General features: G+C 73.1%; 22 protein-coding genes. 8 read left to right on the forward strand and 14 right to left on the reverse strand.

Annotated features, from left to right (window positions below; all coding sequences use genetic code 11):
* Positions 1-168: 168 nt before the first annotated feature.
* The gene (locus HNP84_RS32385; RefSeq protein WP_185053763.1) at positions 169-504 is read right to left on the reverse strand and encodes a MarR family transcriptional regulator; all 336 of its coding nucleotides are present in this window, start codon (positions 502-504) and stop codon (positions 169-171) included.
* A gap of 659 nt (positions 505-1163) precedes the next feature.
* On the reverse strand, positions 1164-2051 hold the full coding sequence (locus HNP84_RS32390; protein ID WP_185053764.1) for a GntR family transcriptional regulator: 888 nt from the start codon (positions 2049-2051) through the stop codon (positions 1164-1166).
* Positions 2052-2271: 220 nt separating this feature from the next.
* Here HNP84_RS32390 and HNP84_RS32395 point away from each other — a divergent pair, with 220 nt between their 5' ends.
* The 3 genes from HNP84_RS32395 (at position 2272) to HNP84_RS32405 (ending at position 5816) form a co-directional block, all read left to right on the forward strand.
* The gene (locus HNP84_RS32395) at positions 2272-3771 is read left to right on the forward strand and encodes a replication initiator (RefSeq protein WP_185054073.1); all 1500 of its coding nucleotides are present in this window, start codon (positions 2272-2274) and stop codon (positions 3769-3771) included.
* Between the two features lie 370 nt (positions 3772-4141).
* Entirely contained in the window at positions 4142-4306 is a 165-nt protein-coding gene (locus HNP84_RS32400) for a helix-turn-helix transcriptional regulator (protein ID WP_246519020.1), read from the forward strand.
* A gap of 19 nt (positions 4307-4325) precedes the next feature.
* Entirely contained in the window at positions 4326-5816 is a 1491-nt protein-coding gene (locus tag HNP84_RS32405) for a tyrosine-type recombinase/integrase (RefSeq protein ID WP_185053765.1), read from the forward strand.
* Here the strand turns inward: HNP84_RS32405 and HNP84_RS51445 are convergent.
* Both HNP84_RS51445 and HNP84_RS32415 read right to left on the reverse strand, forming a co-directional pair.
* Positions 5737-6036, reverse strand: a complete 300-nt coding sequence (locus HNP84_RS51445; RefSeq protein ID WP_221337041.1) for a response regulator — start codon at positions 6034-6036, stop codon at positions 5737-5739. The genes HNP84_RS32405 and HNP84_RS51445 overlap by 80 nt on opposite strands.
* Complete coding sequence (locus HNP84_RS32415; RefSeq protein WP_221337042.1) at positions 6033-7304, reverse strand: sensor histidine kinase; 1272 nt, start codon at positions 7302-7304, stop codon at positions 6033-6035. Before HNP84_RS32415 ends, HNP84_RS51445 begins: the two co-directional genes overlap by 4 nt.
* 145 nt (positions 7305-7449) lie before the next feature.
* Between HNP84_RS32415 and HNP84_RS32420 the strand changes: the two genes are divergently transcribed.
* Together HNP84_RS32420 and HNP84_RS32425 are read left to right on the forward strand one after the other, a co-directional pair.
* Positions 7450-8364 (forward strand): ABC transporter ATP-binding protein, encoded by a 915-nt coding sequence (locus tag HNP84_RS32420; protein WP_185053766.1) that lies wholly within the window; start codon positions 7450-7452, stop codon positions 8362-8364.
* Entirely contained in the window at positions 8361-9920 is a 1560-nt protein-coding gene (locus HNP84_RS32425; RefSeq protein ID WP_185053767.1) for a DUF1349 domain-containing protein, read from the forward strand. The genes HNP84_RS32420 and HNP84_RS32425 overlap by 4 nt, the downstream gene beginning before the upstream one ends.
* Positions 9921-9966: 46 nt before the next feature.
* Here the strand turns inward: HNP84_RS32425 and HNP84_RS53775 are convergent, their stop codons facing one another.
* From HNP84_RS53775 to HNP84_RS32470, 9 genes are read right to left on the reverse strand one after another with little or no spacing between them, the layout of a single operon-like run.
* A complete protein-coding gene (locus tag HNP84_RS53775) occupies positions 9967-11079 on the reverse strand; it encodes an alpha/beta hydrolase (RefSeq protein WP_185053768.1) in 1113 nt (370 codons plus the stop codon).
* Complete coding sequence (locus tag HNP84_RS32435; RefSeq protein ID WP_185053769.1) at positions 11066-12118, reverse strand: amidohydrolase family protein; 1053 nt, start codon at positions 12116-12118, stop codon at positions 11066-11068. Before HNP84_RS32435 ends, HNP84_RS53775 begins: the two co-directional genes overlap by 14 nt.
* A complete protein-coding gene (locus tag HNP84_RS32440) occupies positions 12118-12642 on the reverse strand; it encodes a 3-hydroxyanthranilate 3,4-dioxygenase (protein WP_185053770.1) in 525 nt (174 codons plus the stop codon). The genes HNP84_RS32435 and HNP84_RS32440 overlap by 1 nt, the downstream gene beginning before the upstream one ends.
* Positions 12639-13070 carry a RidA family protein gene (locus tag HNP84_RS32445; protein ID WP_185053771.1) on the reverse strand — a complete coding sequence of 144 codons (432 nt, stop codon included), beginning with the start codon at positions 13068-13070 and terminating at the stop codon, positions 12639-12641. The genes HNP84_RS32440 and HNP84_RS32445 overlap by 4 nt, the downstream gene beginning before the upstream one ends.
* On the reverse strand, positions 13067-13849 hold the full coding sequence (locus HNP84_RS32450) for a 2-keto-4-pentenoate hydratase (protein WP_246519021.1): 783 nt from the start codon (positions 13847-13849) through the stop codon (positions 13067-13069). Before HNP84_RS32450 ends, HNP84_RS32445 begins: the two co-directional genes overlap by 4 nt.
* Entirely contained in the window at positions 13846-15348 is a 1503-nt protein-coding gene (locus HNP84_RS32455; protein WP_221337081.1) for a 2-hydroxymuconic semialdehyde dehydrogenase, read from the reverse strand. The genes HNP84_RS32450 and HNP84_RS32455 overlap by 4 nt, the downstream gene beginning before the upstream one ends.
* A 5-nt stretch (positions 15349-15353) precedes the next feature.
* On the reverse strand, positions 15354-16691 hold the full coding sequence (locus HNP84_RS32460; protein WP_185053772.1) for an FAD-dependent oxidoreductase: 1338 nt from the start codon (positions 16689-16691) through the stop codon (positions 15354-15356).
* Positions 16688-17965, reverse strand: coding sequence for a kynureninase (kynU, locus tag HNP84_RS32465; RefSeq protein ID WP_185053773.1), 1278 nt, complete (start codon positions 17963-17965; stop codon positions 16688-16690). Before kynU ends, HNP84_RS32460 begins: the two co-directional genes overlap by 4 nt.
* A gap of 14 nt (positions 17966-17979) precedes the next feature.
* Positions 17980-18885, reverse strand: a complete 906-nt coding sequence (locus HNP84_RS32470) for a tryptophan 2,3-dioxygenase (RefSeq protein WP_185053774.1) — start codon at positions 18883-18885, stop codon at positions 17980-17982.
* Positions 18886-19158: 273 nt separating this feature from the next.
* Between HNP84_RS32470 and HNP84_RS32475 the strand changes: the two genes are divergently transcribed.
* A complete protein-coding gene (locus tag HNP84_RS32475) occupies positions 19159-20790 on the forward strand; it encodes an amidohydrolase (protein ID WP_185053775.1) in 1632 nt (543 codons plus the stop codon).
* Positions 20791-20803: 13 nt separating this feature from the next.
* The gene (locus tag HNP84_RS32480) at positions 20804-22063 is read left to right on the forward strand and encodes an amidohydrolase family protein (RefSeq protein ID WP_221337043.1); all 1260 of its coding nucleotides are present in this window, start codon (positions 20804-20806) and stop codon (positions 22061-22063) included.
* On the opposite strand, the gene HNP84_RS56345 is transcribed toward HNP84_RS32480, so the two are convergent.
* Entirely contained in the window at positions 22044-22616 is a 573-nt protein-coding gene (locus HNP84_RS56345) for a helix-turn-helix domain-containing protein (RefSeq protein ID WP_221337044.1), read from the reverse strand. The two genes, HNP84_RS32480 and HNP84_RS56345, sit on opposite strands and share 20 nt — an antisense overlap.
* A gap of 113 nt (positions 22617-22729) precedes the next feature.
* On the opposite strand from HNP84_RS56345, the gene HNP84_RS32490 reads away from it, so the two are divergent.
* The gene (locus tag HNP84_RS32490) at positions 22730-24334 is read left to right on the forward strand and encodes an ABC transporter substrate-binding protein (RefSeq protein ID WP_185053777.1); all 1605 of its coding nucleotides are present in this window, start codon (positions 22730-22732) and stop codon (positions 24332-24334) included.
* The last annotated feature ends 4 nt before the right edge of the window (positions 24335-24338 follow it).

Consider the following 24338-nt stretch of genomic DNA (forward strand, 5'->3'; position numbering starts at 1 on the left):
ATGGTTGGTGTGCGGCGGGGAGGTGGGGCCGGCTGAATGGGCCGAAGGTCCACCCGTAGGGCTGCGAAGCAGTTCAGCCGGCGCCACCGGAAGGGCACGACGGCGCTATTGCAGGGGAAGAACGGCCGTCGCGGCGTGTTGCATCCTGCCCGGAAGGTGGGCCGTCGTCTAGGGCGTGCTCGGGTTCGCGGCCGGAGTGATGGCTTGGGGTGCCGTGGTGGTGAACGCATCCAGCAGGGCGCTGATGGGGAGCGGGGCGGCTGGGGGGTAGCGCAGGCTCTTGGTGGGGTCGATCACGTATGTGATGCGCCGTCCGGTGGGCAGGCGGGTGAGGTAGCCGTCTGCGGCGAGGTCGGTCACGATGGCGTGGGCGGTGCGCTCGGTGGTGCCCATGGCGGCGGCGAGATCACGGATGCGGATGTGCGGATCGCGGTGGATCAGGATCAGGGCGCGGGCGTGACGGGTGAGGAAGGTCCACCCGGTGACATCGTGGTCGCGCTCCATGATCACCCTTCGCGTCGGTATGACGTCAGGATAACGCGGGGGCCTTGGAGTGACAGCGCATTGAGAATGATCATGTGGGGCGGCGGCGCGTCCATGGTCGGCGGGTGGGGCTGGGTCGGCGGCGGGTCCGGTTGGCGGGCGGCGGGGTTGCGCCCGTGCGGGCCGGGCGGCGCGGGCGGGACCGGCCCCCAGGCCGCATGCCCGGCCGCTGGCCGATCCGGTTCGTGCGGGCGTCTCCCCGCCGTGCGGCGGCGCGGAGCGCTGCCGCCTTGATCCAGTAAAGAAGATTTGAACGCGTTGGGCATGCCATGGAGGTAGATCGTCGTGATCGGCATGATCAGGGCTGGGGGTCGTGGTGGCTGCGCATGGGGCAGTGTGGCCGTACCGGGGGTGAGTCGGGGTGAGCCGTGTCGGGTGGTGCGGGTTCGTAGGGGGGCACTCCGGCAAGGGTGAGCAGCTCGTGAAGCCAGACGGCGATGTGCGGGTTCGGGCACGTGGGCGATTGCATGAGTCCCCCCGGTGAATCGGTGATCATCGGGGGGACCTTGTGGCGTGTGTGGAAGGGTAGCAAGCGACCGAGATCGACTGCTACGCAGCGTGCCGCCGCGATTGCTCCGTGTTGCACCGGTGCGCGGGGGGCGGTGTGCGGCTTCTGGGCGTCAGACACGCAGGGCGATCAGACCGGCAAGATCATCATCATGGCCGGTGCCGGTGGTCGTCGCGACTTCGAAGCGGTCGGCCGGGGCTTCGATGTCGGTGTACTCCAGCGGGCGGCCGTCTCGGCTGAGCATGGTTCGGCGGATGATGAGGACCGGGGTTCCGCTGGGGGCGATGTCGAGGTGTTCGGCTTGGTGGGCGTAGGGCATGCGGGCGTGCGTGGCGGTGATCCAGCGTAGGGGGCCGTGGGTGCGCTCAAGGTGGGTGTAGTAGTCGGTGGGCTGGATGTGGGTGTCGATGTCGGGGATGCGCTCGTCGGTGGCCTTGGGGCCGTGGTCGGTGCCGACCAGATCGGCGATGACCTCTGAGCTGACGGCGATGACTGCGCGGGTGGGGATGTGCCGCCAGAACGCGAAGCGGTAGATGATGCTGCGGCCGGGCCGGATGCCGAGTGCCTGGGCGCTGGTGGCGTTGGCGGTCATGGGCAAGGGCTTGGCGTAGAGGCGGTCGCTGATGGGGTCGTCATTGGCGGGGCGGATGAGTTCCCACTGCTGGGCGGTGGGGTCGTAGTTGGGGCTGAGCAGGTCGGCCGGGGTGTGGCCGGTGAGGATGAGACGGCGCTCGGGGCGGGGGCGGACGAAGGTTCCCCGGCCGTGGGCCACGTTCAGCAACCCCTCGCTGACGAGTTGGGCGATGGCCTTGCGGATGGTGGGGCGTGAGGTGGCGTATTGGGTGGCGAGTGCGGATTCGCCGGGGAGGGCCTGGCCGGGCTGGTAGTGGCCGTTGAGCAGGTCGGAGCGTAGGTAGTCGGTGATCTCGCGCCAGCGTGAGGTCTTGTCGGCTCGGGCGTCGGGGGTCTGGCCGTTGCCGTGTGGTGCGGGGTGGGTCATGGTGGCCTCCTGATTCGCTGCGAGGTTGCTCGTTCCTCGTTTGCTCTTGACAACATGTAGCACGTCTGGGAGAACGTTGTCTAGCCAACACGTAGCACGTCTTGAGGGCCGTCTAGGCGGCCAGAGGGAGACCAGCATGAGCGAGAGCAACGGCAACGCCACTCCGCACGCTGCGGACGGCAACGGCAACGGCGGCGCTGACGGCGGGTATCCGGCGTGGATGTGGGACCTGGGCCGTCTGATCAGCGATCCCGGATACGGCCGGTGGCGGGAGATGGTGGCCGCGATCGGCGGATGTCAGCACCCGGTGCACCTGAGCGGCGCGTCCCTGGTGGTGCACACCGGGACCGGTGAGGTGGTGGGCGAGTACACCACGAGCGAGGAACCGGGCGGGGTGCTGCTGATGGCGTGCGGCAACCGGCGGGAGTCGGTGTGTGCGCCGTGCGCGCGGATCTACCAGGCCGACACCTACCAGTTGATCAAGGCGGGGCTGTCGGGGGGCAAGGGCCTGCCGGAAGAGGTGAGCGGGCATCCTCGGGTGTTCGTGACGTTGACGGCTCCGTCGTTCGGGGCGGTGCACACGCGGCGGGAGGTGGCCGGGCGGCTGGTGGCCTGTCGCGGGTACAGGGCGGGGCGGGTCTGCGCGCATGGGCGTCCGCTCGGGTGCGGGCTGGTCCATGAGGTGGGGGATGAGCGGCTGGGGCAACCGCTGTGCGGGGAGTGCTACGACTACGCCGGGGCGGTGCTGTGGCAGGCACACGCGGGCGTGCTGTGGCAGCGGTTCATGGTGGCGTTGCGGCGGGAGCTGGCCTCACAGGCGGGGATGGCACAGCGGGAGTACGCGACCTGGGCGCGGGTGTCCTTCGCCAAGGTTGCCGAGTATCAGCGGCGCGGCCTGGTGCACTTTCACGCCGTGATCCGCCTGGACGGGCCGGACGGACCGCATGAGCCTCCCCCGGACGGGTTCGATGCCGGGATGTTGATGCGGGCGGTGCCTGCTGCGGCGGCGCGGGTGGAGGTGATGACACCGGACAGCGAGGTAGGGCGGTGGCGGCTGGCGTGGGGTGATCAGCTCGACGTGCGGCCGATTCTGCTGGGCGCGGATCTGGAAGGGGTGAGCGAGGAAGGGGTTGCGGCCTACATCGCCAAGTACGCGATCAAGGGCTCGGACGGGACGGCGGGGGTTGATCACCGGATCGCGTGCCGTCGCTGCAACGGATCAGGGCGGGCGCTGTCGGTGTCTCGGGCTCGGTGCGCGCGGTGCCGGGGGACCGGGCTGAAACCGGGTCTGTTGCTGGATGAGCTGCCGGTGACCGATCATGCGCGGGCGATGATCCGCATGTGCTGGGAGCTGGGGGCGCGGGAGGAGTTCGCGCACCTGCGGCTGCGGCTGTGGGCGCACATGCTGGGCTTCCGGGGCCATTTCTCGACCAAGAGCCGCCGGTATGCGGTGACCCTGGGCGAACTGCGGGAGGCGCGGGCGCGGTATCGCCGTCAGCAGGCGCGGGAGCGGGACGGGCTGCCCGCACTGGATGAGGATTCCACAGTGGTGGTCGGCCATTGGCGGTTCGCCGGGGTGGGGTACTCGCTGGGTGAGGCGATTATGGCCGAGCAGATCCGGGAGCGGGTGGAGACCGCGCGGGCCATCGCCCGGAAGAAGGAGCAGCGCACCAACCCGGATGACGCGGACGCGGGCGCGGGCGAGAGTGCGGGCGAGTAGGGGGCGTGGGGTGCGGGTCGGTGGCCGGGATGCGCGGTGAGGGTCGCCGGGAAAAAGGGCGTGCCGAAGGCTCCACCAATGCCCTTGAAGGTGCTCTGACCTGCGGTTATGTGCGGACGCCGGCCACCGCTGACCCCTGGGTGGGTGGGCGGGCCGACGCCGTACGCGCAGGGAATGATCTTGGTTGCGCTGATGGCTGGGGGGCCTGTGGGTGCCGGGTGTGGTCAGGGGCGCGTGTAGTGGTCACCTGGCCGCACCTGGGGGCCTTTTCCCGTGGGCGGGCGCGCTTCTTCCGGTCACGCTGTTGCGGTTTCATGAGCCGTTTTCGACTTTCAAGGAAAGGGGGTGTGTGATGTGTGGTGACGAATTCATGACGGTGGCGGAAGTGCGGGCCTACCTGCGAGTTCCTAGATCGACTTTCTATAAGTGGATGAACACGGGGCAAGGTCCGAAATCGATCCGGCTACCTAACGGGGAGCGTCGTATAAGGCGCTCGGATTTATTAGAATGGATGCAGGAAAGGCAAGCAGAATAGGCGACGAAAGGGGTCTTCGGTGGAAGACAACGCGGGCAGGGTCGATGTTCAGTTCTGGAAGATCCGGCACCGGGCGGGCCGGAAGCGGCCCTATGAACTGCGCTGGCGGGTGGGCACCACGGCACACTCTCTCAGCTTCACCACAAAGGCACTGGCGCAGGCTCACCAGGCCAAGCTGCTACGGGCGGCCAAGGACCCGGCGACAGAGTGGGACCACGCCACCGGGGAGCCTGCCTCGTGGGGGCGCGCGCAAGCGGACTGGTTCAGCCACTGCGTGAAGTGGGCGCAGGCCGAATGGGATCACCTGGCCCCGAACTCGCGTCGCTCCCGTGCCGAACGCCTGGCAGAGATCACGCTCTTGTGCATGCTGGATGAGTCGGCCAAAGCGCGCCGTACCCGCCCGGATGACAAGATCCTTCGGGAAGCGCTGACCAAGTGGGCCTTCCGGCCTGGCCGTGCCGAGACTCCCCCGGAACCGATCGCCTCGGCGCTGGCGTGGCTGGCCGCGCATACCCGCCCGGTGGTCACGCTGGGGGATGCCGAACACGTCAAGGACGCGCTGGCCAAGTTGACCAAGCTCGTCAACGGCAAGCCTGCCGCGCTGTCCACGATCGGTAACCGCCGCTCGACCCTGCACGCGGCGTTGGCCTACGCGGTCACCCGGAAGATCATCGCTACCAACCCGCTGACCGCGATCCGGCTACAGCGTCGCCGCTTCGCCGATTGTGAGGTCAGCCCGGTTGAGGTGCCAAGCGTTGATCAGGCGACGCGCATCCTTGATCAGGTGCGCACCCTGCCCGACTACCGCTCGGCTCCCAACCGGGGTCCGCACCTGTATGCGTTCTTCGCCTGCATGTTCTACGCCGGGATGCGTCCGGGGGAGGTCAAGGCGCTGCGGGTGACGAACTGCGAGCTCCCGGAGCTGGGATGGGGCACGCTCACCCTGACCGGGTCGGCCACTGAGGCGGGAGAACTGTGGACCGATGGCGGCACGCTTCAAGATCAGCGGGGGCTCAAGCACCGTTCGGTCAAGGCGGTGCGCATCGTCCCTATCCCTGCGGTGCTGGTGCGCATCCTGCGTGAGCACATCACCACCTTCCCCCCGGCCAAGGACGGGCGGCTTTTCTACGATGGCCCCGATCAGGCCATCATCGGGGATCGTCAGTACCGGCGAGTGTGGCGCAGAGCGCGCAAGCTGGCGCTCACGCAGGCTGAGGCGGCGTCCCCGGTGGCCAAGCGGCCCTATGACCTGCGGCATGCCAACGCCTCGCTTCAGCTTCAGGCGGGCCTGGACCCTGCCGAGATCGCCAAGCGGATGGGGCACAGCATCCGGGTTCTGCTGAGCACGTACGCTCACTGGGTCGATAACGGGCGGGATGCCGCCAACGCCAAGATGGACGCGGTGTGGGGCCGCTCCTCCGGCTCCTCGATCAAGGCTCTGACCAGCGTAAACACGCTGGAAATCCACGGGCCAGCCACGGGCCAAGACGACGAAAACGCCGCCGCTTAGGTATAAAACCGCAGGTCAGCCCCATGATCACGCCTAGCGCGCCGGTGTGGACCACGTCGGGCGACAGCTCGCGGCAGGCCCGCACCGCCTCGCCGCCGTCGCCGGCGGTGGCGACGACCTCGAAGTCGGGCTGGGTGGCCAGCAGTTCGGCGAAGCCGGTGCGCACGATCTGGTGGTCGTCGGCGACGACGATCCGGACCGCCGGGGCCGGGCCGCTCATCCGGCCGCCTCGTCGCCGGCGGGCAGGTGGGCCTGGACCAGGAAGCCCCCGCCGGGGGCGGGGCCGGTGGTCAGCTCGCCGCCCACGGCGCAGGCGCGCTCGCGCATGCCCGCCAGGCCGTGGCCACCGGGGCCGGGCCGGGCGGCGGGGCCCGGGCCGTTGTCGCGGATCGACACCCGCAGATCCTCTCCGGTGTAGTGCAGCTCCACGTCCACCGCGGCGCCGGGGGCGTGGCGGCGGGCGTTGGTCAGCGCCTCCTGCACGATCCGGTACGCCGCGAGCTCGACGCCGGGGTCCAGCTCGGCGGGCGCGCCGCACAGGATGAGGCGCACGGCCGTGCCGGACGCCGCACGCGCCTCGTCCAGCAGCTCGTTCAGCTCGGCCAGGCGCAGCCCCGGCTGGGGACGGCGGGCCGCGGGCGACGCCTCGCCGCCGGTGTCCTCGCGCAACACGCCCAGCAGGCGGCGCATCTCGGTCAGCGCGGCGCGCGCGGTGTCGCCGATCGCCGACAACCGCTCGGCCCCGGCCTGCGGCATGCCGGGCGTGGTCAGCCGGGCGGTCTCGGCCTGCACCGCGACCATGGAGATGTGGTGGGCCACCACGTCGTGCAGCTCGCGGGCGATACGGGCCCGCTCGCCCCGGGCGGCGTGCTCCAGCAGCGTGTCGGCGGCGGCCCGGCCGGCCGCGCCGTTCGCCCGCGCCTCGCCGCGCGCCCGGTGCGCGATCCCGGCCAGGGCCGCCGCGGGCGCCAGGCAGGCCAGCGCCACGATCAGCGGGGACGGGCGGGCCAGGGCCAGCACCGGGAACGGCGCGGCCAGCAGCAGGGCGGCGCGCGGCGAGCCGCGGGCGCCCAGGTGGTAGCCGGCGATCGGCTGCGCCGCCGCGCCCGCGACGGTCAGGATCTGGAAGGCCGCCAGCGACAGGCCGATCGCGGCGGTGACCAGCACCCCGGCCGCGAGCGGCTGCGCCCGCACCAGGGCGATCGGCACGGTGGTGGCCAGGGCCACCAGGGGGAGGATCACCAGCAGCAGCGCGGCGTCGCGGCCCGTGGGCGGCGGCGGTGCGACCGGGTGCGGGACACCCGGTGGCAGGCCGGTCATCCCGGGCGCGGGCCTGCTCACGGTGTGGTCGAAGCGCGCGGCGTGGGCCGTGCCCAGCGACCCGGCCAGCGACTCGGCCAGCGCCGCCACCGCCAGCACCGCCGCCGCCAGGAACGGCGTGTACGGGGCCGCGGCCCGCCACCGCCCCCATCCGGCCCATCCCGTCATGCCGCGCACAAGACGCCATTGTCCCCGGTCAGCCGCGATCCGGCATCCCTCGCAGGAGGGACGGGACGTCCCTCGCGCCCGGGAGGGCGAAGATGGCTCGCGGGCATGACGACCGGGGCCCGGCCGGTGCCTAGTGTGCCGTCGTATGGAAGCGACCATCGAAGTCACCGGGCTGCGCAAGCGGTTCGGGCAGGTCACGGCGCTGGACGGGATGTCCTTCACCGTGACGCCGGGGCGGGTGACCGGCCTCGTCGGGCCCGGCGGAGCGGGGAAGTCCACCGCGATGCGGGTGATCCTGGGCCTGGACGTCCCCGACGAAGGGCGCGCGCTGGTCGGCGGGCGGCCCTACCGGGCCCTTCGCCGGCCGCTGTGCCACGTGGGGGCCCTGCTGGACGCCGGGGCGCTGCAGCCGGGGCGTACCGGCCGCGACCACCTGCTGTGGCTGGCCCGCTCCCACGGCCTGCCGGCGCGGCGCGCGGATGAGGTGATCGAGCGGGCCGGCCTGGGCGCGAAGGCCCGGCGCAGGGCCGGCCGGTACTCTCCGGCGGTGCGGCAACGGCTCGGCCTGGCCGCCGCGCTGATCGGCGACCCGCCGGTGCTGCTGCTGGACGAGCCGTTCACCGGCCTGGACGCCGGCGGCGTGGCGTGGCTGCGCGGCCTGCTGCGCGAGCTGGCCGGGGAGGGCCGGGCCGTGCTGGTCTCCAGCCCGCTGATGAGCGAGCTGGAGGACACCGCCGGCCATGTGATCGTGGTCGGCCGCGGCGCGGTGGTGGCCGACGCCGCGGTGGCCGAGCTGGTCGAGGCGGCCTCCCGCGGCCGGGTGGCACTGCGCACGCCCGCGCGGGAGGAGGCGATGACCGCCCTGGCGCACGCGGGCGCCACCGTGGCCGTGACCGGGCCCGACACCCTGACCGTCGCCGGGCTCGCCGCCGAGCGCGTGACGGCGCTGCTCGGGCGGCGGAAGGTGCCCTTCTCCGGGGTCGCCGCGCACCGGGCGACGCTGGAGGAGGCGTACATGGAGCTGACCCGCCAGGCGGCGCAGCCGGGGGCCGGGTCGTGACCGCCGCGACGACGCCGTACCGCTCGCGCGTGAGCGGGGGCCGCGACGGGTTCGCCCAGGCGCTGCGCGCGGAGTGGACCAAGTTCCGCAGCGTGCGCGGCTGGGTGGTCACCGTCGCAGGGGCCGGGGCGCTGCTCGTGCTGGTCGTGCTGCTCACCGCCGGCACCAACGTGGCGACCTGCGGCCGGGGCGATGTGGAGGAGCCCTGCCCCGGCCCCGTGCTCGGGCCCGGCGGCAGGGCCGTGGAGGACCGCTTCTACTTCGTCCACCAGCCCCTCGACGGCGACGGGGTCATCACGGTCCGCGTGACCTCGATGAGCGGGCGCATCCGCAGGCCCGACCCCGTCGGCCTGGTGCCGGGCGTCATGCCGTGGGCCAAGGCCGGGCTGATGATCAAGGAGAGCGCCGAGCAGGGCGCGCCGTACGCGGCGGTCATGGTCACCGGCGCGCACGGCGTGCGGATGCAGCACGGCTTCACCGAGGACGTCGCCGGGCGGCCGGGCGGGGTGTCGGCGGCGGCGCCGCGCTGGCTGCGCCTGGCCCGCTCCGGGGACACCGTCACCGGCTACGAGTCCGCCGACGGCCGGCAGTGGACCACGGTCGGCACCGCGCGGCTGGAGGGACTGCCGCGTACGGTGCGGATCGGGTTGTTCGCCGCCTCGCCCGGTGATCTGACCGTCGGCCACGGCGCGCTCGCCGGGAACACGGAGGAGCGCTTCACCGAGGTCACCGCGGTCATGGACCAGGTCGGCGTGCGGGGCGCGGGCACCGGCGGCGCCTGGAAGCAGGACGACATCGGCGTGTCCTACGAGCCCGACGGCACCCCGCACCATGCGGGCGGCCTGTCGCGCTCCGGCGGCACGTTCACCGTGACCGGGGTGGGCGAGATCGGACCGCGCCTGGAGGGCATGACGGCGCAGAACACCCTCACCGGCACGACGCCCGCGCTGGTCGTGGTGATCGTGATCGGGGCGCTGTTCGTCACCTCCGAGTACCGGCGCGGCCTGATCCGCACCACCCTGACGGCCATGCCGCGGCCCGGCCGGGTCCTGCTCGCCAAGGCGACGGTGATCGGCGGGGTCGTCTTCGCCGCCGGGCTGGCCGGGGCGGCGGCCGCGGTCCCGGCCGGCCTGCGGCTCCTGCGGGACAACGGCAACGTGATCCTGCCCGTCGGCGCGCTCACCGAGGCGCGCCTCATCGCCGGCACGGCGGCGCTGCTGGCGCTGTCGGCCGTGCTGGCCCTGGGCCTGGGCGCGCTGCTGCGGCGCGGCGTCGCCGCGGTCATCGCCGCGCTCGCGCTGGTCGTGCTGCCCTACGCCCTGGCCACCGCCTCGGTCCTGCCCGATACGGCCTCGGCCTGGCTGCTGCGGCTCACCCCGGCCGCCGCGTTCGCGGTCCAGCAGGGCCTTCCGGAGTATCCGCAGGTCACCCACTACTACTCGGCCGCGGGCGGGTTCTATCCGCTGCCGCCGTGGGCCGGTGTGGCGGTGCTGGGCGGCTACGCCGCGCTCGCCGTGGGCCTGGCCGCCTACCGGATGCGGCGCGGGGACGCGTGAGGCGCGGGCCCGGCACGGGCGGGGGCCGTGCCGGGCCGGAGCGCGGCTAGCCGGAGGTTCCCGGACGCAGCCGGGCGTCCATCGCGGCGACGGTCTCGTGCCAGATCTGCGCGCCGGGATCGATCACGGCGAAGTGGTCGCCCGGCCGCTCCAGGTGGACCACGTCGTCGCCGGCCTGCCGCGCCGCCTCGGCATAGCGCCGGTTGAAGTCGATCAGGTCCAGGTCGTCCTGGCGTCCCTGCACGATGAGCTGCGGCACCCCCAGCGGGAGGCGGGCCCGCGGGTCGGAGGCGGTGTACACGTGCGGGAGCTCGGCGCGGGTGCCGCCCAGGGCCGCGGGCACGGCGCCGGTGCCGACCCGGCGCAGCTCGCCCTCGGCCAGGTCCACCACCCCGGCCAGCGAGACCGCGAGCGCGATGCCGGGGTGGTCGGCGGCGGCGCGCAGCGCGAGCTGGCCGCCGGCGGAGTGGCCGAGCACCGCCACCCGGTCCGGGTCGAGGCCGTGCTCGCCGGCCGCGCCCTTGACCGCGGCCACCCCGGCGGCCACGTCGGAGACGGTCGCCGCCCAGCCGTGCCGGTCGGGGCGGCGGTACTCCAGGTTCCAGGCGGCGTAGCCGCGCGCGGCCAGGTCGATCGCCATGGCGTCCATCAGGTCGGCGCACCAGATCGAGCGCCAGTAGCCGCCGTGGATCAGCACCGCGACCGGCAGCGGGGGCCCGTCGTGATCGGCGGGCAGCCGCAGCTCGGCCCACTGCTCGGGCAGGGCGCCGTAGGCGATCCTGGTGGCCGGGTGGCGCAGGCGGTGCACGGCGTGGCGGATCGCCCAGGCCAGGCCCCAGATGCCGCGCCCGGCCTGGTGCACAGAGCCGGCGGCGGTCTCGGCGGGGCCGGTGACCGCGATGTCGTACCAGACGGTACGGGCCGCGTGCGGGCCCGGCCGGGTCATCAGCGCGCGGGTGCCGGGCTCGGGGCCGGGCAGCGCCACGATGGCGCGCTCCTCCCGCCCGGCGTGCTGGAGTTCCTCCCACATGGCATCGGCCCGCGCGAGGCGGCCGGGCACGCCCAGGCGCTCGCACTCGGCCGCGGTGATCTCCGCCAGCAGCCCCTGGTCGGCGGCCAGCCCGGGGCCGGTCAGGACGAGGACCTCAAGCCCGCTCACCGCTCACCTCCTCCAGCACGGCCGCGGCGGGCAGCGGGTCGCGGCCCAGGAAGCGCAGCGCGTTGCCCGACAGCAGCTTGGCGCGCTGCTCGCCGGTCAGGAAGCCCGCCTCGCGCACCACGCGCCCGGCGGGGCGCTCGCCCAGCGGGTAGGGGTAGTCGCTGCCCACCATCACCTGGTCCTCGCCCATGGTGTCCACCAGCAGCCGCAGCGCCGCCGGGTCGAACACGACGCTGTCGACGAAGAAGCGGCCGACGTAGTGGCTCGGCGGGTGCTGGGAGCGGCCGCGCACCAGGTCGCCGCGGCGGTGCCAGGCGTTGTCGGCGCGGCCGAGCCAGAAGGGGAAGCTGCCGCCGCCGTGCGCGAAGCACAGCCGCAGCGAGGACGGCACCCGGTCCAGGACCCCGCCCAGGATGAGCGCCAGGACCGACAGGTGGGTCTCGGCCGGCATGCCGGTCAGCCAGCGGGCCATCCACCGGTCCAGCCGCGGCCCGCCGGGCATGTCCCACGGGTGCACGAAGACCGGGGCGCCCACCTGGGCGCAGTGGGTCAGGAACTCCACCACGCCGGCGTCGTCGAGGTCGCGGTCGCCGACGTGGTTGCCGATCTCGACCCCGGCGTGCCCGTTGGCCAGGCAGCGGTCCAGCTCGGCGCAGGCGGCGTCGGGGTCCTGCAGCGGCACCTGGCAGAAGGGCACCAGGCGGTCGCCGCCGCCGGCGGTGACCTCCAGGGTCAGGTCGTTGAAGATCCGGGCGACCTTGGCCGCCTGGCCGGCGGGGCGGTCGTAGCCGAAGAAGACGGGGGTGGGGGAGACGACCTGCACGTCCACGCCGTCGGCGTCCATGTCGGCCATGCGGGTGGCCGGGTCCCAGCACTGGGTGCTCACGGGCCGGAACTCGGTCTCGCCCACCATGATCATCGCTGCGCGTTCGGAGTCGATCCGCAGCCAGGGCCAGCCGGAGCCGCCGCACAGGGCGGCGAGGTCCGGCCAGCCCTTGGGCACGACGTGGGTGTGCACGTCCACGACGGGAGCGGGCATCAGCCCTTCCCGGGGTGCAGCGCGCCGCAGGCGGGGCAGGTGCGGGCCTTCTCGTCGCCGTAGAAGGCCTGGAAGACCGGCGGCAGGTCGGCCACGATGTCGCGCACCTGCAGCTCGACCTCGTGCACCAGGGCGTTGCACTCCTGGCAGTACCACTGGAACTTCTCCAGCGTGCCCTCGCCGCGGACGCGCTCGATCACCATGCCGATGGAGCCGGGCTCGGGGCGCTGCGGCGAGTGCGGCGTGTTGCCGGGCAGCACCCACATCTGGCCCTCCTTGATGTGCACCGTACGCGGCCCGTCCGGCGTCATCAGGTTGACGTGCATGTTGCCCTTGACCTGGTAGAAGAACTCCTCGTACGGGTCCACGTGGAAGTCGGTGCGCTGGTTGGGCCCGCCGACCACCATCACGATGAAGTCCGACCGGCCGGGGAACATCTCCTTGTTGTTCACCGGCGGCTTGAGCAGGTGCCGGTTCTCCTCGATCCAGCCGGGAAAGCTCACCGGCTCGGCGATGTCGCTCACTGCGCTCCTCCTTGCGGCAGCAGGGCCACGGCCTGCATCTCGATCAGAAGGTGGGGGTGGGGAAGCTGGTGCACCGCCACGGTGGTGCGGGCGGGGCCGTTCTCGTCGAAGTGCTCGGCGTAGACCTCGTTGTATCCGCCGAAGTCATTCATGTTCACCAGGTACGTCGTGATCTGCACGATGTCGGGCAGGCCGGCGCCGACCTCGTGGAGGATGTCGCGGATGTTGCCGATCACGGCCCGGGTCTGCTCGCGGATGTCCAGGCTGGTGGTGCCCATCTCGTCGGCGTGGGCCCCGGCGATGGTGTTGTCGGGGCGGCGGCTGGAGGTGCCGGAGACGAAGGCGAACCCGCCGGCGATCTTGACGTGCGGGAACCGGCCGCGCGGGGTGGCCTTGCCGGGCACCAGCCGGGCCTGTCCGGCGCTCACGGCGCGGTCCCCAGCGTCACGCTGCCCAGGCGTTCGACCGAGGCGCGTACGCGCGAGCCGGGGGTGAGCGGGACGGCGGCGGTCGCGGCCCCGGCCAGGAACACCCAGCCCTCGCGCACCCGCACCCCGGCGCGGCCCGCCAGGCGCAGGCCCTCCTCCAGCGACAGGCGCGGGTCGCCCAGGATCGCGGCGGTGGAGCCGGTCTCGGCCACCTCGCCGTTCACTTCCAGCGTGACGGCCAGGTCCTCCAGGTCGGGGGGCACGGGCTGCCAGGAGCCGATCGCGAACCCGGCCGCGGAGGTGTTGTCGGCGATGACGTCGGCGAGCTGGAAGCGGAAGTCGGCGTAGCGGGAGTCGATCAGCTCCAGGGCCGGGGCGACCGCGCGCACCGCCTCGGCGAAGGCGGCGGGCGGCTCGCCGGGCTCGGGGGCGCGGGCCATCAGGAAGGCGATCTCGGGCTCGGCGCGGGGGTGGATGTAGCCGGCGAGGTCCACGACGCCGCCGTCGGGCACGCGCATGCCGTCGGTGAGCCGCCCCCAGATCACCTCGTCCACGCCGACCTGGGCCATCTTCGCCCGGCTGGTCAGCCCCATCTTCAGCCCCACCAGGCGCTCGCCCCGGGCCAGCCGCCGCTCGATCAGCGCCTCCTGCACCGCGTAGGCGGTGGCGGCGTCGATGCCGGCCTGGCTGGCGACCTGCGGGATGGGCGCGCCGGCGAGCGCGGCCTCGTCCAGGCGCGCGGCGAGCTCCCGGACCTCCTCTGCGGTCATCGCGATCATGACAGCTCCACGCACACGTTGGTCATCTCCGAGTAGAAGTCCAGGGAGTGCACTCCGCCCTCGCGGCCGATCCCGGACGCCTTCACCCCGCCGAACGGGGTGCGCAGGTCGCGCAGGAACCAGGTGTTGACCCACACGATGCCGGCGTCCAGCCCGGCCCCGGCGCGGTGGGCGCGGCCGACGTCGCGGGTCCACACGGTGGCGGCCAGGCCGTACTCGCTGTCGTTGGCGAGCGCGAACGCCTCCTCCTCGTCGTCGAAGGGCGCGATGTGGCACACGGGTCCGAAGATCTCCTCCCGGTTGGTCCGCGCGTCCTGGCCCAGGCCGGTCAGCACGGTCTGGCGGACGTACGCGCCGCCGTCGCGGGCGTCGCCGAACACCGGCGCGTCGCCGCCGGCCAGTACGGTGGCGCCCTCGGCGCGGGCCAGGTCGTAGTAGCCCAGCACCTTCTCGCGGTGGGCGCGCGAGATCAGCGGCATGGTGGCGGTGGCCTCATCGGCGGGCCAGCCGAAGGCGGCATCGGCGGCGCGCTTGGCCAGGCGCTCGGCGAACTCCTCGAAGACGGGCCGCTGCACGTACAGCCGTTCGGTGCACAGGCAGACCTGGCCGCCGTTGGTGAAGCTGGAGCGGGCCGAGCCCGCCACGGCGGCCTCCAGGTCGGCGTCGGCGAACACCAGCCCGGCGTTCTTGCCGCCCAGCTCGAAGGAGACCGCCTTGACCCCGTCGGCCGCGGCGTGCATGATCGCGCTTCCGGTGGCCGACTCGCCGGTGAAGGTGATCGCGTCCACGCCCGGGTGGCGGGTCAGGTGCTCGCCCGCCGAGCCCGGCCCGAAGCCGTGCACCAGGTTGAACACCCCCTCCGGCACCCCGGCCGCCGCCATCACCTCGGCCAGCAGGGTCGCCGAGGACGGGGTCTCCTCCGAGGGCTTGACCACCACGGCGTTGCCGCACGCCAGCGCGGGCGCGACCTTCCAGGTCAGCAGCAGCAGCGGCAGGTTCCACGGCACGATGACCGCCACGACGCCGACCGGCTTGCGCACCGAGTAGTTCAGCGCCCGCCCGCCGCCGGGGGTCACGGTGGTGAAGGATTCGGCGGGGGCGGTGGCGGCGATCTCGGCGAAGGCGCGGAAGTTGGCCGCGCCGCGCGGGATGTCCAGCGTCCTGGCCTGCGCGACCGGCTTGCCGGTGTCGGCGACCTCGGCGGCGACCAGGTCGTCGAAGCGGCGGTCCAGTTCCTCGGCGACGCGGCGCAGCACCGCGGCGCGCTCCTGCTCGCCCATGCGTCCCCACGGGCCGCGCAGGGCGCGGCGGGCGGCGGCGACGGCGGCGTCCACCAGGCCCGCGTCGGCCTCGGCCACCTCGAACAGGGTCTCGCCGGTGACCGGGCTGACCTTGGGGAAGGTCGTGCCGGTGGCGACGAACTCGCCGCCGACGAAGTTGCGCAGCAGGCCGGGCCCGCCCGGGGTGCGCCCGGACAGCAGCTCGGCGGGCCAGCTCATGGCGCTCACCGGCGTCTCCTTCCGCGCATCACGGCGGTGCCGATCGCGCCGGCCAGCAGGGCGCCGACGCCGGCCACGGCCCCGCCGAGCACCTGGTGCTGGCGGCGCACCCGGCGCTGGACCTCGGCGTACGGGACTGTGGAGAACGACACCAGCTCATAGCGCGAGACGTAGCGGCCGGGCAGTGCGCGCTCCAGGGCGTGCTCCACCTTCTTACCCAGCCGGAACACCGGCGAGGCCACCTTGTCGCGCATCTCCACGAAGTTGGCCAGCGCCATGCGGGCGATGGCCTCGGTGTTGTCGCGGCGCCGCTCCTCGTACCTGGGCAGAGCCGCCGTCCAGGAGCCGCCGGTCTCCTCCAGGCACCGGTCCAGCTCCACCACGTCCTCGAAGGCGCAGTTGGCGCCCTGGCCGTAGAAGGGCACGATGGCGTGCGCGGCGTCGCCGATCAGCGCGACCCTGCCGCCGCTCTGCCAGGGGGAGCAGTGCACGGTGCCGAGCAGGCCGACCGGGTTGCGCTGGTAGTCCTCCACCAGGCCGGGGGCCAGGTCGAGCAGGTCGGGGTAGTGCGCGCGGAAGTGGCGCTCGATCGCGGTGGGGCTGCTGAGCGAGGCGAAGCTGCCGGTGCCGCCGGTGGGCCAGAACAGGGTGCAGGTGAACGAGCGGTCCGGGTTCGGCAGTGCGATGATCATGGAGGTGCCGCGCGGCCAGATGTGCAGCGCGCCCGGGTCCAGGGCGAACTGCCCGTCCCGGGGCGGGATCGTGACCTCCTTGTAGCCGTAGTCGAGGAAGTCCAGGCTCTCGCGCAGCCCGGCGTGGGCGAGGAGCTGGCCGCGCACGGCCGATCCGGCGCCGTCGGCGCCGAGCACGACCGCGGCGCGGGCGCTCACCTCGCCGGCGGGGGTCTGGAACGTCATGTCGCCGGTCCGCGGGTCCAGGCCGGTCAGGCGGTGGTCGAAGACGACCCGTACGCCCGCCGCCGACTCGGCCGCGTCCAGCAGCGCGTTGTTCAGCGCGCCGCGGCTGATGGAGTTGATCGCGCGCTCGCCGTCGGAGCTGTAGGGCTGGAAGTCCAGCGGCCCGGAGACCGGGTGGATCGCCCGCCCGCGCATCGGCAGCGCGTCGGCCATGACCTGCTTGTCCAGGCCGATGCGGCGCAGGGCGTCCAGGCCGCGCTCGGACAGGGCCAGGTTGATCGAGCGCCCGCGCTCGGCCTGCCCGCCACGGGGGTCGGGGCGGCGCTCGTAGAGGGTGACCCGGTGGCCGCGCCGGGCCAGGAAGCAGGCGAGCAGGCAGCCGGCCAGGCCGGCGCCGACCACCGCCACCTCGTCGTGGTCTGTCATCGGCTCTCCTCGACGGTGCGCGCGAGCGCGTCGGCGAACCGCCAGCAGTCGTGGTAGGAGGAGTACAGCGGCACCGGCGCGGCCCGCACGATGTTCGGCTCCCGGGCGTCCACGATCACGCCGTGCTCGTGGCGCAGCCGCTTGGCCAGCTCGTCGGCGCTTCCGGTGTCCAGGCGCAGCGAGAGCTGGCAGCCCCGCCGCTCGGGGTCGCGCGGGGTGATCACGGTGACCGGCCGGTTCCGTACGACCTCGTCCAGCAGTCCTTCCAGGTAGCCGGTCAGGCGGATGCTGCGCTCGCGCAGCGCGGGCATGCCCTTCTCGGCGAACAGCCGCAGCGAGGTGCGTACCGGGCCCATGGCGAAGATCGGCGGGTTGGACACCTGCCAGGCGTCGGCGCTGGCGGGCGGGCGGCACACCGGGGTCATCTCGAACCGGGTGGCCGGCTCGGTGCTCCACCAGCCCTCGAACCGCTGCAGCGTGGTGTCGCCCAGGTGCCGCTGGTGCACGAAGGCGCCCGCGAGCGCGCCGGGGCCGGAGTTGAGGTACTTGTAGGAGCACCAGGCGGCGAAGTCCACGTCCCACTCGTGCAGCCGCAGGGGGACGTTCCCGGCCGCGTGGGCGAGGTCCCAGCCGACCGTGGCGCCGGCCGCGCGGCCCGCGCGGGTGATCGCGGGGATGTCCATCAGCTCGCCGGTGAGGTAGTTGACCCCGCCGAGCATGACCAGGGCGACCCGGTGGCCCTCGCGCTCCAGGTAGCCGGTGACGTCCTCGGTGCGCAGGGTGTCCTCGCCGGGGCGCGGGCGCAGCCGCACCACGGCCTCGTCGGGGTCCAGGCCGTGGAAGCGGGCCTGGCTGCGCACGGCGTAGCTGTCGGAGGGGAACGCGGTGTCCTCGATGAGGATGCGGGTGCGTTCCCCGCGCGGCCGGTAGAAGGAGACCATCAGCAGGTGCAGGTTGACCGTGAGCGAGTTCATCACCACGGTCTCCTCCGGCAGGGCTCCGACCAGCGTCGCCGCGTCGGCGGTCAGCAGCTCGTGGTAGGGCAGCCAGGGGCGCTCGGCCTCCAGGTGCCCTTCGACGCCCAGGCGGGCCCAGGCGTCCAGGTCCTCCAGCAGCTCCTGGCGGGTGGCGCGGGGCTGGAGGCCGAGGGAGTTGCCGGCCAGGTAGGCGGTCTCGGCGTACCGGCCGCCGTCGGCGGGCGGCACCCGGAACAGCTCGCGGTGGCCCGGGTCCTGCGCGTCGCGGCGCAGGGCGTCGTTCTCGTCCGGGATCATCTGCCTCCTTTCGCTCACATCAGGGTCCGCGCGGACCACAGCTCGGGGAAGACCACCCGGGCCATGCTGCGGCGCAGCCAGGCCGAGCCGGAGGAGCCGCCGCTGCCGGCCTTGGCGCCCATGGTGCGCTCGACCGCCTTGAGGTGCTCGTAGCGCCAGTCGCGGAAGCGCTCGGCGATCTCGGTCAGCACCTCGCCGAGCAGGCGCAACCGGTTCTCGGGGCCCTGGGTGCGGTAGATCTCCACCCACGCGGCCTCGACCGCCGGGTGCGGCCGGTGCTCCTCGGAGAAGTCGCGCTCCAGCAGCTCGCGCGGGATGTCGTGACCCTGCCTGGCCAGCAGGGCGATCACCTCGTCCCACAGGCTGGGCTCGCCGAGGGCGCGCAGCAGCTCCGCGTGCAGCTCGCGGTCGCGCTGGAAGGGGCGTACCAGGGAGGCGGTCTTCAGCCCGAGCAGGAACTCCATGCGCCGGTACATTCCCGACTGGAAGCCGGACGCCTCGCCCAGCAGGTCGCGGAACCGGTTGAAGTCGGCCGGGGTCATCCAGCGCAGGCCGCGCCAGGCCCCGTTGAGCCCCTCGATGGTCATCGCGGCGCGGCCGAGCGGGACGAGCGCGTCCCACACCTCGTCCTGGCGCAGCAGCCGCCGCGCCTCGCGCAGCTCGAAGCAGGTCAGCTTGAAGTACAGCTCCATGATCTGGCTGACCATGAGAAACGACATCTCGCCGGCGTCGTCGCTGAGCGTCTGCTGCAGCGAGTGCAAGGTGCCGGCATGCACATATGCCTCGTACGGCAGGCCGTGGGCGAACTCCAGCGTGGGTTCGCCCGCGTTGGCCACTGCCCGCGACTCGCGCTCCGCGGCATTCGAGGAGCGCAACGTCGCCGTGGCGCCCGCCGCCTGGCGGGGATCTGTCCTGTCCACGTGTCGCCTTCCTCTAGGACAGACGCGATAAATGCCCTGATGTCTCAATCATTTCTCCAACGGGACACCGTCTGGAAGGCATGTTCGAAGGCGTTGAGGCCGTCCGGCTTTGCGATCCGCATCCAACAGCGAAGATCACTTTACGAACGCAAACTTTACCTGCATGAAACGCCTTCAAGACCGCCGGATGGCCGCTGTGAGCAGCGGAATTCACCCCAGCTAAACATCTGTGCATCTTGACTAGACGCTCGGGCCGGGTCTGTAATGGCTCGCATGCCCGAGACCCCGCCCTCCACCCCCTCTGACGCAGGCCGGGCCGACTGGCTGCTGACCGGGGGCGCGATCGAGACCTTCGATCCCGCGCGGCCCCCGGCGACCGCCATCGCGATCCGCGACGGGCGGGTGCTGGCCGTGGGCGAGACCGCCGAGCTGGAGGCCCTGGCCGGGCCCGGCACCCGGCGTACCGACCTGGGGGGCCGCGCGGTCCTGCCCGGCTTCTGCGACACCCACATCCACTTCGAGAAGGTCGCGCACGAGTTCGGCTACCTCCAGCTCCGCGACGCGCGCAGCGTCGCCGACGTGCTCGACGCCGTCGCCGCCCGCGCGGCGCGGGCCGCGCCCGGCGAGTGGATCAGGTGCAACGGCGACGACGCCGGCTGGCACGAGCACAATCTGGCCGAGCGGCGGCTGCCCCACGGGGACGAGCTGGACGCGGCCGCCGGCGGCCGGCCCGTCTTCCTCTACCGCCGCCCCGACCACGGCGTGCTCGGCGGCGCGGCGGCCGAGCGGCTGCGCGAGCTGCTGGCCGGATTCTCCGCCGAGGAGTGGGACCCGGCCACGGGATGGCTGCGCGGCCCGGCGGTGCGCGTGGTCAACGACTCCCTCTACCGCCCCGGGGTGCACGAGCAGGAGCACCGGTTGCGCATCCTCTGCGAGGCGTCGCGGCGGCTGCTGGCCATGGGCGTGACCGGCGTCGTCGATCCCGGGCTGCCCGCCGCCTTCGAGCCGAGCTGGGAGCTGTACCGGCAGGCCGGCGAGCGCGGCCTGATCGCCCAGCGCGTGTGGCTGATGAACCGCCTGGACTGGCGCCGTCCCTTCCAGGAGGAGTACGAGCGGGTGCGCGCCACCGTCGTGCCGCCCCCCGCCGCCGGCGGCCTGCTGCGGCCCTGGGCGGTGAAGCTGCTGCTGGACGGGGAGTTCACCGGCGCGTGGATGCGCCCCGGCGAGGAGCAGGGCGAGCCGGGGGCCGGCGCCCGCTACAGCGAGGAGGAACTGCGCGCGGTGCTGTCGCTGTGCGCCGAACGCGGCCGGCCGCTGTGCGTGCACGCCATGGGCGCCGGGGCGATCGAGGCGGTGACCCGCGCCGTGCGCGCGATGCGCGAGCGCCTCACCCCGGGGCAGGTCTCCATCGCCCACGCCTTCCTCATCGACGCCCCCCTCATCCGCGAGTGCGCCGAGCTGGACATCCGGATCTCGGTGCAGCCCGCCCTCGCCTACACCTACGCCCGGGAGATGCGCCAGGCGTGGGGGCCGCTGGCGGGCCGCAACAACCCCCTGGCCACGATGGCCGCGCTCGGCCTGCGCTTCGCCGGCGGCTCCGACACCCACCCGTGCGCGCCGCTCGCCGGGGCCTCGATCGCGGTCACTCGCCGCGCCTGGGACGGCAGCAGCCTGGGCGGCCACGAGGCCCTGACTCCCCGCGAGGCGCTGGCGATGTTCACCCGCGAGGCCGGGCACTACACCGGCTCCGGCGCGCTGGGCACGCTCGTCCCCGGCGCCCCCGCCGACCTGGCGATCTGGGCGCGCAGCCCGCTGGACCTGGCTCCGCAGGAGTGGCCGGGGCTGCGGCCCGACCTGGTCGCCGTCGCCGGGCGTGCCGTCTGGGCGCCCGATGAGCACCTATGAGAGGAAGCCGCGCTTGACTGGCGGAATTCTGCTACGCAACTGCACCATCGTGGACGCGGTGCGCCCCGCGCCGGTGCCCGACGCGGCCGTGTGGATCGTGGGCGACCGCATCCGCGACGCCGGCCCCCGCGCCGAGGTCACCGCACGCGTCGCGGCGGACGCGCCGCCGTACCGGGAGATCGACCTCGGCGGGGCCTGCCTCGCGCCCGGCCTGATCAACATGCACACGCACCTGTCGCTGTCGCTGCCCGGCGCGATGGGCGAGCGGATCAAGCGGATGACCTCCCACGAGATCGCGCTGTACATGGCCGACGGCGCCCGGCGCACCCTGCTGGGCGGGGTGACGACCATACGGTGCGTGGGGGAGAAGGAGCACGCCGACTTCGCCCTGCGCGGCTCGATCGAGGCCGGCCTGGTGCCCGGCCCCCGGATCTTCACCGCCGGGCGCGGCCTGACCTGCACCGGCGGCCACGGCCACGCCTCCTCCGGCGCCCTGGAGTGCGACGGCCCGACCGGCTTCAGGAAGGGCGTGCGCGCCCAGGTCAAGGCCGGCGCCGACCTGATAAAGGTGATGATCTCCGGCGGCATCTCCGGCAGGCACGAGCGCATCGACACCCGCCAGGTCACCCGGCGCGAGCTGACCGCGGTGATCGAGACCGCGCACGAGTGGGGACGCAAGGTCACCGCGCACGCCGGCCCGGCCCCGGTGACCGCCGAGGCCGTGGAACTGGGCGTGGACTGCGTGGAGCACGGCTACGAGCTGACAGCCCCGCTGGCCGCCCTGATGGCCGAGCGCGGCTGCTCCTACGTGCCCACCCTCGTCGTCACCCGGTGCAAGGAGTTCTTCGACGAGCTGGGCGTGCCGGAGTGGATGCAGCGCCGCTCGCTGGACGCCGGCGAGCGGCACATGGACAGCTTCCGCCTGGCCCTGGAGGCCGGCGTGGACGTCATGCTCGGCAGCGACATGCCGCCCTTCTGGCGCTTCGAGGGCACCACTGCGGCGATCCGCGAGCTGGAGCACATGTCGGCCGGGGGACTGGGGCCCCGGCGCGCGCTGGCGGCCGCCACGATCGGCCCGGCGCGCTGGCTGGGCGCGCAGGACGACCTGGGCTCCATCGAGCCCGGCAAGTACGCCGACCTGGTGGCGCTGGACGGCGACCCCGCCGCCGACACCTCCGCCCTCCGCTCGATCTGGCTGGTGCTGAAGGGCGGGGAGGTGGTGCGCGACGACCGCGGCGCCACGCTCCCCGCGCTCACGGGTTCGGCGGGGTGATCGCCACCACGAACCGGGCCGGCTCGGGGTCGCGGTTGAGGTAGCGGTGCGGCAGGCGCGAGTCGAAGGTGATCGACTCGCCGGTGGCCAGCCGGTAGTCCCTGCCGCCGACCTCGACCGTGACCGTGCCGCTCAGGACCAGGGCGCACTCGGTGGAGGCGTGCGCCCACGGCTCGGCGGAGGTCGCCTCGCCCTGGTCGAGGTGGCCGAGCAGGACCTCCAGGTCGCCGCGGCCGGGGGTGAGCCGGTCGTACAGGATGCCGCCGCCCGAGGCGCCGAGCCGGTGCCGCTCGCCCGGCCTGCTGACGTGCACGGCCGGCGCGTCGGGCTCGGTGAACAGGTCGGCCATCGAGGTGCCGAAGGCGTCGGCGAGCTTGCGCACCGTGGTCAGGCTGGGGTCGGTGGTGCCGTTCTCGATCTGGCTGAGCAGGCCGGGCGACACGTCGATGAGCGCGGCCAGTTGCCGCAACGTCAGGCCGCGCTCCTTGCGGAGGTCGCGTAGCCGGTCACCGAGCACCTCGGCGGCTCCCTTCTTGGACACACCCTTCGGCACGGGCGAAGTTTACACTAGCTAAACATAGTGAAGCTTGACTAAATATTGAAGCCGGTTGTTGACTGGGCGGGCGTCGGCCCAGCCTGACTGCACGAACCTCCCCGAGGAGAACCATGACGCTTCGCTCCACCACCCCCGCCGCCGTCCGGGTCCTGCTGGCCGCCACGCTGGCCGTAGCCGCCACCGCGTGCACGGCGGGCCGCAACGGCAGCTCAGGCTCCTCGACGTCCACCCTCATCGTCAACACCTCCTTCGTCTACAAGACCCTCGACCCCGGCCGCGCCTACGAGCAGACCGGCTACGTCGCGCTGCACGCCATGTACGACTCGCTGCTCACCTTCACCGGCACCGACGTGGAGGAGCCCAAGCCGAACCTGGCCGAGTCCTACACCGCCTCCGACGACGCCAAGACCTTCACCTTCACCCTGCGCCAGGGCGCCACCTTCGCCGACGGCACCCCGGTCACCGCCGAGGACGTCGTGTTCTCCCTCAACCGGCTGCAGAACCTCAAGGGCAGCTCGGCCTCCTTCTTCTCCGGCCTGGAGGCGACCGCCAAGGACGCGCGCACGGTCGTGATCACCTCCGAGGAGCCCAACCCCACCGTGCCGGTGCTGATGGCCATGCCGGCCTCCGGCATCCTCAACCGCAAGCTGGTCACCCAGCACGGCGCGACCGACGGCGAGGACGCCGCCACCGCCGACAAGGCGCAGCAGTACCTCGACCAGGCCGCCGCAGGCAGCGGGCCGTACGTCCTGGAGCGCAACACCCCCGGCTCGGAGATCGTGCTGAAGGCCAACGACAAGTACTGGGGCACCAAGCCCGCCTACAGCCGCGTCGTGATCCGCAACATGGACGTGCAGAACCAGAAGCTCACCATGACCCGCGCCACCGACGCCGAGATCGCGCTCGACCTGTCCGGCAAGTTCCTGGACGGCCTGCCCGAGACCCTGTCGATCTCGCAGAAGCAGGACACCGTCTACTTCGCCTTCCTCAACACCGACCCCGCGGTCTCCAAGGTCTCCTCCAACCCCAAGTTCGCCCAGGCCATGCGCGCCGCGATCGACTACCCCGGGCTCGCGGCCCTGTTCGGCAGGGGCGGCGGCACCGCGCGCGGCCTGGTCGCGCCCGCCTACCCCGGCGCCCTCGGCGAGGGCGAGGAGCTCAAGCGCGACGTGGAGAAGGCCAAGCGGCTGCTCGCCGAGGCCGGGCTGAACGACCCCAGCGTCGAGTTCATCTACCCGGCCATCACCTACCGGGGCGTGGACCTGGGCACCGTGGCCACCAAGGTGCAGGGCGACGCCGCCGCGGCCGGCATCGACATCGAACTGACCCCGCTGCCGCTCACCGCGTTCCTGGAGCGCTACCGCGGCGGCAAGGCCCCGATGGGCATGACCCCGCAGTCGCTGTCCTACCCCCGCGCCGAGTCGATCGTGAAGGTCATGTCCCCCGGCGGCGTCAACGCCGAGCGCATGAACTGGAGCAAGGGCTACGGCGCCGAGGAGGCCGGGGCCGCCGCGAAGGAGTTCCTGGCGGCCACCACCGACGCCGCCCGCAACGAGGCCGCGGTGAAGTGGCAGCGCGCCATGAACACCGACTCGCCGTACCTGCTGCTGGCCAGCAACTCCGGCACCGTCGTCGGCTCGCCGGCCGTCACCGGCGCCGAGTACACCCCGGCCGGCTGGACCGTGGACCTGGCCGCCGTGGGCGTGAAGAAGTAGGCGC

Origin of the sequence: Thermocatellispora tengchongensis (assembly GCF_014202315.1) — a bacterium.
GTDB classification, from domain to species: domain Bacteria; phylum Actinomycetota; class Actinomycetes; order Streptosporangiales; family Streptosporangiaceae; genus Thermocatellispora; species Thermocatellispora tengchongensis.